The sequence below is a fragment of the Desulfitobacterium hafniense DCB-2 genome (assembly GCF_000021925.1).
Lineage (GTDB): Bacteria > Bacillota > Desulfitobacteriia > Desulfitobacteriales > Desulfitobacteriaceae > Desulfitobacterium > Desulfitobacterium hafniense.
In genome coordinates this window covers 4,616,712-4,632,702 of sequence record NC_011830.1, presented here as the reverse complement: position 1 = coordinate 4,632,702, position 15,991 = coordinate 4,616,712, and the positions used below count along the sequence as shown (strand labels likewise).

12 protein-coding genes and 1 other annotated feature are annotated in these 15,991 nt (G+C 47.0%); of the genes, 10 read left to right on the top strand and 2 right to left on the bottom strand.

Annotated elements, in window-relative coordinates; all coding sequences use genetic code 11:
• Positions 1–106 precede the first annotated feature (106 nt).
• The gene (locus tag DHAF_RS21805) at positions 107–1,105 is read left to right on the top strand and encodes a sodium:calcium antiporter (protein ID WP_015945181.1); all 999 of its coding nucleotides are present in this window, start codon (positions 107–109) and stop codon (positions 1,103–1,105) included.
• Here the strand turns inward: DHAF_RS21805 and DHAF_RS21800 are convergent.
• Positions 1,074–1,763 carry a LysM peptidoglycan-binding domain-containing protein gene (locus DHAF_RS21800; RefSeq protein WP_005816876.1) on the bottom strand — a complete coding sequence of 230 codons (690 nt, stop codon included), beginning with the start codon at positions 1,761–1,763 and terminating at the stop codon, positions 1,074–1,076. The genes DHAF_RS21805 and DHAF_RS21800 overlap by 32 nt on opposite strands.
• 166 nt (positions 1,764–1,929) lie before the next feature.
• On the opposite strand from DHAF_RS21800, the gene DHAF_RS21795 reads away from it, so the two are divergent.
• Positions 1,930–2,625, top strand: a complete 696-nt coding sequence (locus tag DHAF_RS21795) for a TIGR04086 family membrane protein (protein WP_005816874.1) — start codon at positions 1,930–1,932, stop codon at positions 2,623–2,625.
• A gap of 99 nt (positions 2,626–2,724) precedes the next feature.
• Entirely contained in the window at positions 2,725–4,125 is a 1,401-nt protein-coding gene (locus DHAF_RS21790; protein ID WP_005816872.1) for an FMN-binding glutamate synthase family protein, read from the top strand.
• Between the two features lie 66 nt (positions 4,126–4,191).
• Here the strand turns inward: DHAF_RS21790 and DHAF_RS21785 are convergent, their stop codons facing one another.
• A complete protein-coding gene (locus DHAF_RS21785; RefSeq protein WP_011460908.1) occupies positions 4,192–5,529 on the bottom strand; it encodes a methyl-accepting chemotaxis protein in 1,338 nt (445 codons plus the stop codon).
• A 407-nt stretch (positions 5,530–5,936) separates the two neighbouring features.
• Positions 5,937–6,156: a binding site (T-box leader), on the top strand.
• 69 nt (positions 6,157–6,225) lie between these two features.
• Between DHAF_RS21785 and DHAF_RS21780 the strand changes: the two genes are divergently transcribed.
• The 7 genes from DHAF_RS21780 to aspA all read left to right on the top strand — a co-directional run bounded on the left by DHAF_RS21780 (position 6,226) and on the right by aspA (position 15,902).
• Positions 6,226–8,871, top strand: coding sequence for a valine--tRNA ligase (locus tag DHAF_RS21780; RefSeq protein ID WP_015945180.1), 2,646 nt, complete (start codon positions 6,226–6,228; stop codon positions 8,869–8,871).
• A gap of 533 nt (positions 8,872–9,404) precedes the next feature.
• On the top strand, positions 9,405–10,784 hold the full coding sequence (locus DHAF_RS21775; RefSeq protein WP_015945179.1) for a bifunctional folylpolyglutamate synthase/dihydrofolate synthase: 1,380 nt from the start codon (positions 9,405–9,407) through the stop codon (positions 10,782–10,784).
• A 133-nt stretch (positions 10,785–10,917) separates the two neighbouring features.
• Positions 10,918–11,544: a DUF47 domain-containing protein gene (locus DHAF_RS21770; protein ID WP_005816806.1), complete on the top strand. Its 627-nt coding sequence runs from the start codon at positions 10,918–10,920 to the stop codon at positions 11,542–11,544.
• Positions 11,537–12,544 (top strand): inorganic phosphate transporter, encoded by a 1,008-nt coding sequence (locus DHAF_RS21765; protein ID WP_005816804.1) that lies wholly within the window; start codon positions 11,537–11,539, stop codon positions 12,542–12,544. The genes DHAF_RS21770 and DHAF_RS21765 overlap by 8 nt, the downstream gene beginning before the upstream one ends.
• A 316-nt stretch (positions 12,545–12,860) precedes the next feature.
• Positions 12,861–13,541 carry an SPOR domain-containing protein gene (locus DHAF_RS21760; protein ID WP_015945178.1) on the top strand — a complete coding sequence of 227 codons (681 nt, stop codon included), beginning with the start codon at positions 12,861–12,863 and terminating at the stop codon, positions 13,539–13,541.
• A 152-nt stretch (positions 13,542–13,693) separates the two neighbouring features.
• Positions 13,694–14,326, top strand: a complete 633-nt coding sequence (locus tag DHAF_RS21755; RefSeq protein WP_015945177.1) for a redox-sensing transcriptional repressor Rex — start codon at positions 13,694–13,696, stop codon at positions 14,324–14,326.
• Between the two features lie 148 nt (positions 14,327–14,474).
• On the top strand, positions 14,475–15,902 hold the full coding sequence (aspA, locus tag DHAF_RS21750) for an aspartate ammonia-lyase (RefSeq protein ID WP_005816798.1): 1,428 nt from the start codon (positions 14,475–14,477) through the stop codon (positions 15,900–15,902).
• Positions 15,903–15,991: the final 89 nt, after the last annotated feature.

Genomic DNA, 15,991 nt, shown 5'->3' with positions numbered 1-15,991 from the left:
AGGCCAGAGTTTTCGATAATGAAAAGGCTTCCCTCCGAATATACATTATTGGGATCGATTACCCTCCATGGATATCCCAAAAGCGTATGTAAGGAGCGGAAGCCTTTTGAGTGATTTAGTCATGCTATTAATCGGTCTGGGGATTATCTTAATGTCGGCCGAAGTGTTTACCAATGGGGTGGAGTGGCTGGGGAAGCATCTCCATCTTGGGGCAGGAGCAGTAGGGAGCGTGCTGGCTGCTGTAGGGACGGCTTTACCGGAGACCATGGTTCCGATCATTGCCTTTTTGGGAATGGGGGGAAAAGAAAATACTGCTGAAGTGGGTATCGGAGCTATTTTAGGCGCTCCTTTTATGTTAGTCACTTTGGCCTTTTTTGTTTCCGGCGCGGCCGCGCTTATTTTTAGACGCAATAACAAACCCTTATTTATTAATACAACAGTTATCAAACGGGATCTTTCCTTTTTTCTCTGGGTTTATGGGTTGGCTATCTTAGCCTCATTCCTGCCCACTCGCGAGCTGAAACTTGCTGTTGCCGCCCTTTTGCCTTTACTCTATATCATTTATGTCATAAAAACTGTGCGCAACAGTCTTGGAACTGAGGACCACGGTCATTTAGCACCTCTTTACTTTGCCCAACGCAAGTCGGATCCTTCCCTGATCATTATTTTGATCCAACTGGTGTTTGCCCTTTTAGGGATGGTGGCAGGGGCTCGTGCTTTTGTGGACGCAGTTCAATCGATTGCCCAGGTTACGGGAATTTCTGCTCTCGTGCTGTCTTTGATTATCACTCCTGTGGCGACTGAGCTGCCCGAGAAATTTAATAGTGTCATCTGGCTCAAGAGAGGAAAGGACACGTTGGCTTTGGGGAATATCACTGGAGCCATGGTGTTTCAAAGCTCCACCATTCCGGCATTGGGTATTGCCTTGACAACCTGGCAGCTGGAACCTTCAGCTTTGTGGAGCGCCATCCTGGCCCTTGGTTCGGGATTGTTCATCTATACCATCCTGCGTCGGCGTGGGATGCTTTGTCCACTCCATCTGATGATGGGTGGCGGGTTTTACTTGCTCTTTATTATAACTCTTCTCCGTTTGAACTTTCTTTGATGTGTTGGGTTTGGGATGAACCACACCCGCAGAAACGTGTTTTGGCTTGGGCTAAACACTGGTAATGACGTTCTTCGTCAGCGGCTAATTGAAGAAGGATGGTTTGGATTTCAGGTATGGGGATTTTTTGCGCTAAATCTGTGTAATGTTTTACAGCGGCAGCTTCGTCCTTCATATTGTGGTCAAGAATGACACAGAGCTCTGTGGAGTAATTAAGATAGCGGGAACGCCAGTCGAACCAACGCCCCTTGCTGAAGGAGCCGTAACGAGGGTCCACCCCTAAAAAGCGAATGCACCAGGCCAGCTGCTCCAGGTGGCGGAGTTCGTCATAGGCAATGGGGCGGAGGAGCTCATCGAACTCCGGCCGATCCAAAACTACAGCTTGATACAGGTAAGTCGTAACTGCCGAGAGCTCAGAATCCTTGCCGGCATAGACGTCGAACAGCCACATGGCATAAGTAAAGTTGGGCTCAGGTATTTCTCCGGGTAGTGTATCCTTGAACTCATAGGTAGGAAGGAGAAGGATTTGTCCGGGATAGATGCGATCAGGATGTTTCAGATGGTTGAGATTGATGATGTCGGACATTTCGATTTTATAGGCATTGGCGATTTTATAAATACTATCCCCAGGTTGTACAACATAACGGGTATAGTCCATGGAGATTCCCCCTTTCTGCTAATTACTATATTCTTAAGGGGGATGAGATGGGAGTAAAAGTTGATGACAAAAAGCATTAATAAAGTCGCCGGATGGTATATTCAGGTATAAAGAGGACAGGTCCATCATAGTATGAAGTAAAGGAAGGGAAGGGAGCGATAGGCTCATGGGTGATTCAATTCTTAAAGGAATCAGCGCCGCTCTGGTTGTGACCGTCGTAACTTTACTTGCGGGGTTGATTTGGACAGCCCTGGAGATGGGTGGATTATCCACCGCAACTTTGGTGGACATTGGGTTAATAGCAAGCTGTATAGCTGCAGGATATGTGACCGGAAGAGCAAGCGGGCAATGGATCCTTGGCGGAGTGTCTGGTCTAGGGTATGTTTTGCTTTGTGTGGTTTTGGTGGCTCTTTTTTTGGAGCTGAGAGCTTGGGGAGTTATTCAGGTATTGGCAGAAGGAGGACTGATCGGCACCCTTTCCGGTGCTTTCGGAGCAGGCAGTGGAGGGAAGGCCTCCCGACCGGCCTCTTGGCGTCAGCCAAGAGCATCGACCTGGGGGAGTAATTACAGCAGCAGAGGAGCTTACAGCGGCGGGGAAACTTACCGTAGTGCTTATGACTATTCACGGACTTATGAAGATGAAGATGATCATAAAAATGATTGGGACGATTTGCTTGAAGAAGATTGGGAAGAGGAGCAGCAATGGAGTGGGAGCAAGAAAATTTCCAGTCAGCGAGGATTAAGCTTTGACAGGCAAGCGGGTTCATCGGATGAAGATGAGTGGGAAGATTGGCAGCGGGGAGAAAGAAACAAAGCCTCTGCCAATTATCGTAAAGCATGGTGGGAAGAAGAGGTCCTTTAGTATAGAATCCGGCAAGGGTAATAAACTATAGACGATTAGAAGCTATGCTTAAAGATATTCTTAGTGATGGAATATGGGCATGAGTAGAGGAATGGTCTTGTGGAAAATACCCTTTTCATTTTCATTTTTGGAGTAGTGGTCAGTTTTGTAGGCTGGTTGCTCTTGGGATTTGTTTTCTTCTTCTTAGGAAAGCGTTTTTTTCGGACAGGTGTGCAGCGGATATTCAATCTTGTTGTCAGGCGTTTGCTGGAAGATAATTATTCGGAGAATCTTATGGAGCTCTGGAGTGCGACAAGGAGGACATCTGTTCAAAATATCGTAGAAATTGCTCTAAGAGCAGAGCAGGGAAAATTGATTGGCCGTCCTCTGGGAAGCCCCAAACCCTATCATAACTTTGACAATCTAATGTTCATACCCGCCCAGCTGGTCAGATTGCCTGTGGAAAGAGAGGTTCCCATCGATGTGTCGGCCACTCTGGGACCCAGGGCGGAAAAACCTATGCAGTTGTCAATTCCCTTGCTGATTGGGGGAATGGGTTACGGTGTTGCCTTAAGTGAAAAGGCCAAAGTTGCCTTGGCTAAAGCCGCTAAGCAAGTAGGCACAGCCACCAATTCCGGTGAAGGTCCCTTTCTTGCTGAGGAGAGAAACGCCGCGGGAAAATTCATCTGGCAGATAAGCCGCTATGACTATGGCAGAAACCCACAAGGGATAGCTGAAGCAGATATGCTCGAGGTGCAAATGGGTCAGGGCTCACGGCTGGGAGCGCATATCTTATATCCCCAGGAAATCAAGGGGAAAGCTCAGAAGCTTATGGGAATATCACCGGTTGTTCCCTTAAAGGGTTATGCTAAACTCCCCGGAATTAACTCCCCGTTGGATTGGCCGCGTTATGTCGAGGAATTGCGCCAGGAGGCCGGCGGTAAACCCATTGGTATCAAAATTATGGGGGGAGGGAGATTAGAGGCTGATTTGGCGGTAGCGATCGAGGCCGGCTTTGATGTGATTTGCATTGGGGGCGCTCAGGGGGGCACAGCAGCCTCTTCGCCTACGATCAGCGATGATTTTGGCCTGCCCAGCCTTTACAATCTTGTCCGGGCCCAACGCTATCTTATCGAGCAAGGGGTAAGACACGAGGTCAGTCTTATTGCTTCAGGAGGATATGACACTCCGGGTAAATGTCTGAAAGCGATTGCTCTGGGTGCTGATGCGGTCAACTTAGGCACGGTTCCCTTATTTGCCTTGGTGCATAAACAAATCGGCAAAGTTATGCCTTGGGAGCCGCTAACACAGCTTGTTTATTATAACTCCAAATATAAAGAGCGTTTGGATGTGGAGTTAGCCGCTCAAAATGTAGCCAATGTTCTGCAATCGTTTGTGCTGGAGATGGAAGAAGGGATCCGGGCTCTGGGTAAGAAGTCGATACACGATCTTGGACCCAATGATCTGGTGGCATTGGATGATTGGACGGCGGAGCTTACCGGAGTTCCCAGAGCGTGGTGAGGGAATAAAAAAACTGAGGCAAGGGAACAGATCCCTTGCCTCAGCTGTCTTAATGTTGATATAGTGTTAATTCAAAATGAATTTGCGGGCCGCATATTGGAGCTCTTGGGCTGTTTTGGAAAGCTCCTGGGCAGAAGCGTTGATCTCTTGCATAGCGACCATCTGCTCAGAACTGCTGCTGGCTACTTCCTCTGTCTGAGCAGTGGTCTCTTGACAGATAGCAGCGACTTGAGTTACCTCATGGGCGATGATATCTGCACTTTGGGTGATACCGCTGGATAGGGCTGAAATCTCTTGAATCTGTTCACTCAGGACTTGCGTGCTTTCCTTAATCCGCGTAAAAGCTTGTTGTGCATTTTGAATGGCATTGGCTCCGCTTTGCACCACTTCTTTTTCTGAGTCCATACTGGTGATTGCTTCGTCAAGGCTGGTCTTGATATCATGGATAATGGTTTCGATTTGGGCGCTGGATAGGGTTGATTGCTCGGCCAGCTTCCGGACTTCTTCGGCGACGACGCTGAAGCCCCGGCCGTGTTCCCCGGCCCGTGCAGCTTCGATGGCTGCATTCAGTGCCAAAAGGTTGGTTTGATCCGATATGGCTTTAATCGTTTCCACAATAGAGCCGATGACGGTAGATTTTTCACCAAGGGCAGTGATGATCTGTCCCGTGTTATCCACGGAGTTATGAATATGCCCCATCTGAAGACTGACCATGGTCATGGCAGTATCTCCGTCCTGGGCAAGCTGCAAGGATTGCCTTGAAGAGTGATCGGCAAGATTAATATGATCCTCAATCTGACGAATGCCATGGGCCATAGATTGGATAGAGCTCATAATATTCTGGACGCTGTTGGCTTGTGTCTGGGATCCGGATGCCACTTGATGGATGGAGGATGATACAAGTTGGGCTGATTCACTGGTTCCCCCCGACTGTGCGGAAAGAACTTGAGAGGATTCGGCAAAAATGTCGGCACTGTGGGTAATGTCTCCCACCAAAGAGCGGAAATTCTCAGTCATTTGATTAAGGGATTTACAGAGGGTTCCTAACTCGTCTTTTTGTCCCATGCTGTACAAGGTTGCCGTAAGGTCCCCTTGAGCCATTTTTTCAGCGAATTGCACCCCGCGGCGTAGTGGAGTGGCAACTAAGTAGGATATGTAAAGTCCGTAAATAAAGATGATAAGTCCTGCTATAACGAGTGAAACCAGATAGATAAGGATGTTTTGCTCGAGGTTGGCCCCCGTCTTAACCATAAAGTATACGGCCCCGCCGGCTACAAGGGTAATCAAGGCATTGATGCCGAAAGCCAGGCTGAGCTTTGCCGATACGGATAAGTTAAACCACCAGCGGACAATGCCGGAGTGTTTAAAAAAGAATTCGCTTATTCTGTCTAAAAAACTGTTCATTTAATGCCTCCTTTGTATGAATTTTGCCACGAAAAAGTTCAGAATTCATTACAATGAAATATAAGTACCGAAGGGTACCACCCAAAATAGATCCGGAATAAGTAGGGACATGGGAATTTCTTTATCCTCTGTATACAGGGAGCTATGGAAGGATAAGGAGAAAGAATGGATTGGAAAATTTAATCGCCTCTATTGTACCATAGGTTTTTGTAATTGTGGAGTGCGGATTTGTTAATAGTTAATGACTTTTGGCACATAGTCTGTTTGATGCAGATTCCTGAGTGAATCCACTGACTTTTGAGCTGTGCAGCCAAGCTGTGAAAGAGCGGAAAAGCTGCACTTTTAGGGTTTTCTTTGACATGAACGCTTTTGATGGATATAATAAACTATATTATCATTAAGAGCAATAAAACCCTGGGAATGTAAGAAAAAGTTCAGCCAACGGTGCAGAGAGAAAGACGCTTGCTGAGAGTCTTTTCCGTTTGGAGGCTTTGGGTCGTGCAGGAGGGGCGGGGATGAATAGAGTAATCCTTGACGGTTTGCCCGTTATCGCAATAAAGTGCAAGAGCTTTGCTTATAAGCGGGGTTCTTGAAAAAAGGTGGTACCGCGAGTTCTTCGTCCTTTAGGGGATGGAGGGCTTTTTTGGTTTTAAGGCAATGAATGAATCTGTATAATTCTGAAAGGAGCGCTTATACATGGCGGAGGATTTTAAAATGGAAAAGGTATATGACCCAAGCCAGGTTGAGGGAAAATGGTATCCCTACTGGGAGGAGAAAGGATACTTTCACGCGGATGTGGATGATGCTAAGGAGCCTTTCAGCATCGTCATGCCCCCGCCGAATGTGACCGGAGCCCTTCATCTTGGCCATGCCATCGATAGTACGATCCAGGATATCCTTACCCGCTTCAAACGGATGCAGGGCTACAATACCTTATGGCTCCCCGGCACGGATCACGCGGGTATCGCCACTCAGGCCAAGGTGGAAGAGCAGTTGGCCAAGGAAGGAACCAACCGGCAGGCTCTGGGCCGTGAGAAATTCCTGGATAGAGTTTGGGACTGGAAAAAAGAATATGGAGGACGCATTACTCAGCAGCTGCGCCGGCTGGGTGCCTCCTGTGATTGGTCCCGGGAGCGCTTCACTATGGATGAAGGATGCTCTGAGGCTGTACGTGAAGTCTTTGTGGATCTTTATCATAAGGGTTTGATCTACCGGGGCAATTATATTGTTAATTGGTGTCCTCATTGCCATACCACCATTTCTGATATTGAAGTGGAGCATGTGGATCGGGAAGGGCATCTTTGGCACCTTCGCTATCCAGTCAAAGACAGTGACGAGGTTTTGGTGGTAGCCACCACACGTCCGGAAACCATGCTGGGAGATACTGCGGTGGCCGTTCATCCGGAAGATGAGAGATACCGGCATCTCCTGGGCAAAACGATTATCCTGCCTCTGACTAACCGGGAAATTCCCATTATCGCCGATGACTATGTGGATCGGGAGTTTGGGACAGGTGCGGTAAAAATCACTCCGGCTCATGACCCCAATGACTTTGAGATGGGCTTGCGCCATCAGCTTCCTTCCATCACTGTTATGGATCGGGAAGCTAAGATGAATGAACAAGCCGGCAAATATCAAGGAATGGAGCGTTATGCCGCCCGGAAAGAGATTGTGAAGGATCTTGAGGCTCAGGGCCTGCTGGTCAAAGTAGATAACCATCAGCATGCCGTAGGGGAATGTTATCGCTGCTCCACAGTGGTAGAGCCTATGGTCAGCAAACAATGGTTTGTTAAGATGGAGCCTCTGGCAAAACCTGCTATGGAAGTGGTGCGGGAAGGGATCATGGAATTCGTGCCCGAGCGTTTTGCCAAAATCTATCTGGGTTGGCTGGAAAATATCCGGGATTGGTGTATATCCCGTCAGCTTTGGTGGGGGCACCGGATTCCTGTCTGGTACTGTGAAGATTGCGGGGCGGAGATCTGTGCTAAAGAAGATCCGGAGACCTGTCCTGAATGCGGCTCCAAGCATATTGTTCAGGATCCCGATGTTTTGGATACCTGGTTTTCTTCAGGGTTGTGGCCTTTCTCAACTATGGGGTGGCCGGAAGAGACTCCCGAGCTTAAGCAGTTCTATCCCACTTCCGTTCTCGTCACCGGACGGGATATCATCTTTTTCTGGGTTGCCCGCATGGTCTTCATGGGGCTGGAATTTATGAAGGATGTGCCTTTCCAAAAAGTCATGATTCATGGTCTGGTTCTGGATGCTCAAGGCAGGAAGATGAGCAAATCCTTAGGCAATGGAGTGGACCCTTTGGAGGTCATTGACCAATACGGTGCGGATACCCTGCGTTTCATGCTGATTACAGGCAACACTCCGGGCAATGATTTGCGTTTTCATCCGGAACGCCTGGAGGCGACCCGGAACTTTGCCAATAAGATTTGGAATGCTTCCCGGTTTGTGCTTTTAAATCTTCAGGATTATGAGGAAGGCCCCCGTGGCCAGCTGAAGCTGGAGGATCGCTGGATTCTTTCCCGTTATGAAAAGACTGCAGGGGAAGTAACGGAGGCCTTGGAACAGTTTGATCTGGGTGAAGCAGCCCGTCTTCTCTATGAGTTTATTTGGAATGAGTTCTGTGATTGGTATATTGAACTGGCTAAAGGCTGCCTCTATGATAAGGAGCACCCAGAAGCCCGTCATACGGTTCAATCCATCCTTCTGGAAGTTCTGGAAGGTACCATGAGACTGCTCCACCCCTATATGCCCTTTATTACGGAGGAAATCTGGCACAACCTTCCTATCTCAGGGGAGAGCATTATGATCCAGTCCTGGCCCAAGGTAAACGGCTATCGGAAGGATGACCTTGAGAAACAGATGAACCAAATTATGGATGTGATCAAAGCGGTTCGGAATATCCGGGCGGAGATGAATGTTCAGCCAGGCAAAAAAGCTGAAATCATCCTGGTCGCACCTGAGAAGGCTGCTTTTGAGGTTCTGGAATCAGGCCGGGAAAGTATCCGGCTGTTAGCCGGCGGTTCCGCTGTGGATGTCGTCTCCAATCTGGAAGTTAAGCCTGCCCAGGCTGCCAGTGCTGTTCTCGAAGGAGTGGAAGTCTATCTTCCCTTGCGCGGACTCTTGGATCTGGACAAAGAAATCGCCCGGGTCGAAAAGGAAATTGCCCAGGCCCAGCTGGAACAAAGCCGTTTGGCAGGAAAGCTTAACAACCAGGGCTTTGTAGCAAAAGCTCCGGAACAAGTAGTGGCTAAAGAGCGGGAAAAGCTGGAAGGGATCAATGGGCGGATCGCAGCGCTGAAGGTTCGCCTGGCAGAGTTGAAAGAGGCGTAAGGCTTCGGTTGGGGCTCTCTTTAGGGGCTTTAAGCGAGGAGAATAGTGTGAAATGGAAAGGCATGCCGACTTCTATGAAGTTGGTATGCCTTTGCTTTGCTTGGTACATGAGGTTGCTAGTGGGGGTGCTGTCTCCAGGATTTTGTTTTACATCGGTCACTTAACAAGCTGCGCGCAGCCGTTCTAACGCTCAAGTTTCCGGCTACGAAAGGTGCCCCGCTAAATCGGCTCCTGCCTCATAGCGGGTTGGAAACGTACTGTTTCCAACCTTTCTCCGCCGAAAACTTTTCGCGTAGAACGGCTAGCTGCTCGCTCGGAAGACGTTCCCTTTTGTAAAAACAAAATCCTGGAGACAACGTTTCTCCAACCTTCTCGCCCAGCTTGAAAATCTTCCGCGCAAATTGCAGGAAAACCACTCTTTATAGGGAATTATCGCATAGCAGAGATGTGCATAATAACCATGTACCCCTGCGCTTAAAGATGGATGAAGAGAGTCATATCAGCAATAGAAAGATTCAAAGGAGGACATAGAAGTGGGGAATAGGGAGATGAACGGGATAACTGAACATGAATTAAAGGGAGAACTGCAAGAGGTGTCTTCTGTGGAGCAGCAATACCAGGAAGCCAAGGATTATCTGGTGAGCCTCACGAAATTTGGCATGAACTTTGGATTGGGTCGGATTGAGGAGTTGCTGAAACGTATGGGTAACCCGGAAGAGCGTCTCAGGGTCGTTCATATCGGAGGAACCAATGGCAAAGGCTCGACTACCATGATGACGGCGGAAATCCTTGAAGATGCCGGATATCGGGTAGGGGTGTTTACATCTCCTCATCTTCATGATTATCGGGAGAGGATAACCATTAATGGTGAGATGATTCCGAAAGGGGAAGTTACCCGCCTGATTCAGATTCTCCGTCCCCATTTGGAGGAACTTGTACAAAAGGGTGTGGAGCATCCTACAGAGTTTGAAGTGAATACGGCCATGGCCTTGATGTATTTTGCCGACCAGAAAGTGGACTTGGTTCTCCTGGAGGTTGGTTTGGGTGGGGCGATTGATTCTACGAATGTGGTTAAGCCCTTGATTTCGGTGATAACCAATGTGGGTATGGATCATATGGATTATCTGGGTGAAACCTATGAAGAGATTGCCGGAGTAAAGGCCGGAATTATCAAAGCAGGTGCGATTACCGTAACGGCGGCTGATCGCCCTGAGGTTTTAAATGTCATACGCAAGAAGGCACAGGAAATGAACTCTCCTTTATGGGTGGTGGGCGACGATGTGCGCTGGGAGATCCGATGGAGCGGGGAACTGGAGCAGGAATTTGATTTGGCTGGGCTGCGGGGAGCCTATAACAAACTGCGCTTACGTCTTGTCGGAGAGCATCAAGTGGTTAATGCTGCCACCGCTGTGACAGTTTGTGAGCTTTTGAAATTCGAATACGGAATGAATCTGGAGCGCAGAAATATTTATGAAGGGCTTCGTAAAGCAGTTTGGCCTGGCCGCTTGGAGTTGCTTTCTCTGAAACCGAAGGTGCTGATCGATGGAGCCCATAATGTGGATGGAGCCCATGCCTTGGCGAAGGCTTTGAACATTTTTCAGCGTCAGCGCCTGGTGCTCTGTCTTGGTATGCTGGGAGATAAGGAGCGGGAAAAGGTTGTGGACATCCTTGTTCCTTTAGCTGATGAGGTGATTATTACCAAGCCCAATTCCCCGAGGTCCGGAAACTGGGAGTATCTCCATGAATTAGTCAAGGAAAAAGGGAAGCCTGTCCTGACCATTGAAGAGCCCCGTCTGGCAGTTGAAGAAGCTTTTAGACGATTGGATAAAGAGGATATGCTATGTGTCACGGGGTCTCTCTATATGATTGCGGAGGCAAGGCAGGCTTTATTGGATGTTTTGCGCAAAGGATAGAGAGAACTTATACAAGCAATAGTCAAGTTTTATTACGCTTATGTAAAAAACTTAACAGAAACTTAACAAAAGGGGTTAAGAAATTTGCTACAATACTACAGGAATTCCATGCAAAACGACTGGAGGAAAGAGCATGTTTGGTATATCTTCAAAAGAAGACAAATTTTATGCCTTGTTCAGAGAAAGTGCTGAAGTAGCCTGCACCACGACGAAGAAGCTTGAAGGGCTGATCTGCCAGAATTCTGTCTCTGATGCAGAGGCTGAAATGATGCATGATCTCGAGCATCGTGCGGACAAAATTACCACGGAGATTGTGGATCGTTTGAATTCGACCCTGATCACTCCGTTGGATCGTGAAGATATCTATACCCTAGCCCAAAACCTCGACGACATTGTGGATTTAAGTCAAGGTGCAGTAGAGCGCATGGTTCTTTACCATACGAAAAAACCTTCCATCGGAGCTCAGGAAATCGTTCGTACCATTGTCAAAGCTACAGAGCAACTGAAGACTGCTTTTTGCTGCTTGAACAGCATTCACTTTAAAAAGAGCGAAATTCTGGCGGCGACAGAAGAGGTCTATCGGCTTGAATCCGTGGGAGATAGCTTATATCGCCAGGAAGTGGCCAGGCTGTTTGAGCAGGAGAAGGATGCTATCGAGATCATTAAGTGGAAAGAAATCCTTGAACATTTAGAGAACACACTGGATCAGTGTGAGGAAATCGCAGACCTCCTCAAAGGAGTTGTATTGAAGTATGATTAGTTCCAGTGCGTTACTCATAGTCGTCGTATTTTTCGCGCTGGCTTTTGATTACATTAACGGTTTCCACGATACGGCTAACGCTATTGCGACAAGTGTGTCTACTCGTGCCCTCACTCCCAAAAGGGCCATCGTTATTGCTGCCATACTTAATTTTGCTGGAGCACTGGTGAGTACAGGAGTAGCCCAAACTATTGCCAAAGATATCGTCAATCCTGATTTTGTTACTCAGGAACTGGTCATCGCCGCTCTCATCGGAGCGATATTTTGGAACTTAGCCACTTGGTACTTTGGAATTCCCAGCAGTTCTTCCCATGCTATTATCGGAGGAATGATTGGTGCCGCTGTATCTAAAGTGGGCTTCGGAGTGCTGCAGGTTCAAGGGATACTGAAGATAATTGCCGCCTTATTGGTTTCCCCCATTATTGGTATTATTTTAGGTTTTATTATAATGAAAACTTTATATTTTATCTTCGGGAAGGTTGCACCTTCCAAAGTCAACCAAGGGTTTCGCAAGATGCAGGTGCTTTCTGCCGGGCTGCTGGCCTTTAATCATGGTTCCAATGATGCTCAAAAATCTATGGGTATTATTACTATGGCCCTTATAGCGTCAGGTCTGCAAGATCCAGCCAATCTTAATCCGGCTTTATGGGTAAAATTTGCTTGTGCTATGGCGATGGCTTTAGGTACCGCCGCAGGGGGATGGAAGATTATCCGGACCATGGGCGGCAAGATCTTTAAGCTGGAGCCCATCAATGGATTTGCCGCAGATTTGACATCTTCTATCGTCATTTGGACCGCTACAGCTTTTCCCGGTTTGCATCTACCGGTATCGACGACTCATGTCGTTTCCGGGTCCATCATGGGTGTAGGGAGTGCCAAACGCATATCCGCTGTGCGCTGGGGAGTAGCTCAGCAAATGCTCGTAGCCTGGGTGGTAACGATTCCCACATCGGCTTTAACTTCATTTTTAATGTATAAACTTGTAACATTAGTACTATAGAAGGCTGTTGATTAGTATAGCCTTTAAAGGGACCGCAAGGTCCCTCTTATTATTAATGATTATTAATTGTTTTAAAATATTAATAAAAAGTTAACTACCTATTAATAATTTGTGATATATTGTAAATACATTATAAATTAGGAAGGTTTTGATTTTTGAGCACAAGCCTCATTAATAGGCATGATCAGCATACTTTACACATAAAGTGATACTAGCTTGGGTTGTCCGAGAGAAATATGAATTTTTTGTTAATATCCCTGAGTTGAGTGCTTTTGTGTGATTAAAGACGTTGACAGCTATTATGGAGGATGATAGTATGTATAAATATAATCCCTGGATTAATAAGGGAATAGGACTAATTGGTTGTGCTGTCATTGTATGGATAACCTGGTTTTTTGGGTATACTTATGTTAAGTTAGTCACACAACCTAAAGGTCCTGGCATACCTTCCTCTAGTTCTGTGGATCAGAACGAGTTTCTTCTGACTTTGGACGAAATAGAGTTCTGGACATGTCAAACGGGAGTATTTAACTCCGAAACCAATGCTCTCAAGGAAAAAGAGCAATTGGGGCAGTTAGGCTGGGATGCTCAAATCATCTCCAGAGATCCATTTATTGTTGGGGTGGGTCTGGCCTATTCGAAAGAGGAGGTACTTCCTATTCAAGAATTATTGAAAGAAGGTGGAGTTGCTTCTATTCCAAAATCAGTCATTAGTCCTGAACGCGCTTTTCGCATTCGTGGCACGGGGGCAATTCAGACGGCCCAGGTTCTTGAGAAGGTTAATGCCTTTTTGAAGACACCTTATCATGCCAGAGAAAGCATGCTTTCAGAACTTGAGAACCTTATGGCGTCGACACCACATGCCTTGACCCATTTGCAGGAGGCTTCAAGATTATCTATTCAGGCCGAGCGAACTCTGTCGGTGGATCTGCGAAAAATGATGTCATTGAACCTCTATGGTGAATATCTCAATACCTTGGCAAGCCTTCAAAAATAGACGTGTATTAGAACAAAATCTCAATTAATTTATTTAAAAAACTTAAAAAGGCTGTAAATTTGTTTGTTAACCTGACAACTTAGTGATATAATGTACTTACGCTAATTATTGTTATCATTTAAAATTAAAGGAAATTGAAACGGGGGATTAGCTTGAAAACACTAAAAATCCCAGAGGCAACGATTATTCGTCTTTCCGTTTATTCACGTCATTTAACGGATGTGGATCGTAAAGGAATCGTTACAATATCTTCTGGCGATATTGCAGAGGGAGTTGGAGTGAGTCCGGCTCAAGTTCGAAAAGATTTAGCTTACTTTGGTGAATTTGGAACGCGTGGTGTGGGTTATAATGTTAAAGACTTGCATCGCCATATTCTGAAGATTCTTGGCTTAAGCCAGGATTGGAGCGTATGCCTGGTCGGTATGGGCAACTTAGGTTTAGCTTTGACCACATACAAAGGTTTCCGTGAGCGTGGCTTCATTATCACGAGCATCTTTGATAATGATCCGCAAAAAATTGGAACCACTGTTAATGGCGTTGAAGTGTTGCCTGTGGACAGGCTGGAGGAAGTTGCCAAGGCCAATAAGACTCAGATCGGTATTATTTCCGTGCCGTCTCCCTATGCTCAGGAAATCGCCGATAAGCTTATTAGTGCCGGAGTACAGGCTATTCTTAACTTTGCTCCTGTGGTACTTAATGTCCCGCCGGAAGTTGAACTTAGAAATGTAGACTTGGCGGTCAATCTGGAAGTGCTGACCTTTAACGTGGGAACCCGTCGCGCTTAAGCGGAACCCACCTTGTAGGCTTATGCATAGAAAATGATGTCAAAGAGAATATAAAATGAAGATTTGCGAAAAGTAAGGCAGCAGTGTCTTACTTTTTCCTTATCGTTATGGTTATATTTTTTAGACAATTAATTCGTAAAGAGGTGATATGGTGCGCAAGGAAAAGGACTTGCTCGGAGTTATGGAAGTACCGGAAGACGTCTATTATGGAATACAGACCTTAAGAGCTCGTGAAAACTTCCCGATTACGGGATATCGCCCACACCATGAATTAATCCGGGGATTGGGTTTGGTGAAGGCTGCTGCCGCTCAAGCCAATATGGACATCGGTTCCTTGAACCACGAGATCGGCGAGGCTGTAATTAAAGCATCTCTGGAAGTGGCCGAGGGTGCCTTTAATGACCATTTTGTGGTTGATGTCATTCAAGGAGGAGCAGGAACCTCGATTAATATGAATGCTAATGAAGTGATTGCTAACCGGGCTATTGAGATTTTGGGAGGGCGAAAAGGGGATTACTCCCGGGTTCATCCCAATGTTCATGTTAACATGGCGCAGAGCACCAATGATGTATTTCCCACAGCCATCCGTATTGCCTGTCTTAATGTAGCAGACGATCTTCTTCATGCCTTAAATGAGTTGAAGAGTGCTTTTCAAGAGAAGGCCAGGGAGTTTGACGGAGTCATCAAGATGGGGAGAACCCATCTTCAGGATGCGGTTCCTATTCGCTTAGGGCAGGAATTCGCCGCCTATGGACAAATGCTGGAGAGAGATCTGCGCAGGATCACTGAAGCAGCGAAGTCCTTACATAGTATTAATATGGGTGCAACAGCTGTAGGTACCGGGCTGAATGCTGATCCGATTTATATTGAGGAAGTTTCTGAGAATCTGAGGAAGGTTACCGGGTTGCCGTTATTGCGAGCGGATAATCTGGTAGATGCGACACAGAACACGGATGCCTTTTTGGAGGTGTCGGGTGCTCTTAAGACCCTGGCCGTTAACCTCTCTAAGATCGCCAATGATCTGCGGCTGATGGCCTCTGGGCCCAGAACGGGCTTTGGGGAAATTAATCTTCCTGCTATGCAGCCGGGGTCTTCTATTATGCCCGGGAAAGTCAATCCCGTCATGGCTGAGGTGGTCAACCAGGTATCCTTCCAGGTACAGGGAAATGATTTTACCATTGCCTTAGCCTGTGGAGCGGGGCAGCTGGAACTCAATGTGATGGAGCCTGTGGTAGTCTTCAATCTGCTCCAATCTTTGGATATCCTCCGCAATGTGATCAAGGTCTTCAAAGAGCGCTGTGTCGATGGGATAACCGCTAATGTGGAACGCTGTCGGGATCTGGTTGAAAACAGCGTCGGTGTCGTCACCGCAATCAACCCCCATGTAGGATACGAAGTCGCTTCCCGAATCGCCAAGGAAGCCATAGTGAACGGCCGTCCTGTCAGAGAGATTGTCCTGGAAAGAGGACTTTTGACCTCCGAGGAGCTGGATCTTATATTAAATCCTCACGAAATGACCAATCCGGGTATCAGCGGCTCGGAGTTGCTTAAGGGAGTGCTTCCCCGTGGTCATTAATGGTAAATTGTTAATATTAAGTTAATATTTTTGACCTTTAGTCCCCTTGCGTATTAGTAGGTGAGATGCTAAACTAAAAAGTGTCGAAA

Bases quoted from the DNA above. Each gene is read 5' to 3' on its own strand.
- DHAF_RS21800 (WP_005816876.1), bottom strand. From the start codon at position 1,763: ATGGACTATACCCGTTATGTTGTACAACCTGGGGATAGTATTTATAAA.
- DHAF_RS21795 (WP_005816874.1), top strand. From the start codon at position 1,930: ATGGGTGATTCAATTCTTAAAGGAATCAGCGCCGCTCTGGTTGTGACC.
- DHAF_RS21785 (WP_011460908.1), bottom strand. From the start codon at position 5,529: ATGAACAGTTTTTTAGACAGAATAAGCGAATTCTTTTTTAAACACTCC.
- DHAF_RS21780 (WP_015945180.1), top strand. From the start codon at position 6,226: ATGGCGGAGGATTTTAAAATGGAAAAGGTATATGACCCAAGCCAGGTT.
- DHAF_RS21770 (WP_005816806.1), top strand. From the start codon at position 10,918: ATGTTTGGTATATCTTCAAAAGAAGACAAATTTTATGCCTTGTTCAGA.
- DHAF_RS21765 (WP_005816804.1), top strand. From the start codon at position 11,537: ATGATTAGTTCCAGTGCGTTACTCATAGTCGTCGTATTTTTCGCGCTG.
- DHAF_RS21760 (WP_015945178.1), top strand. From the start codon at position 12,861: ATGTATAAATATAATCCCTGGATTAATAAGGGAATAGGACTAATTGGT.
- aspA (WP_005816798.1), top strand. From the start codon at position 14,475: ATGGTGCGCAAGGAAAAGGACTTGCTCGGAGTTATGGAAGTACCGGAA.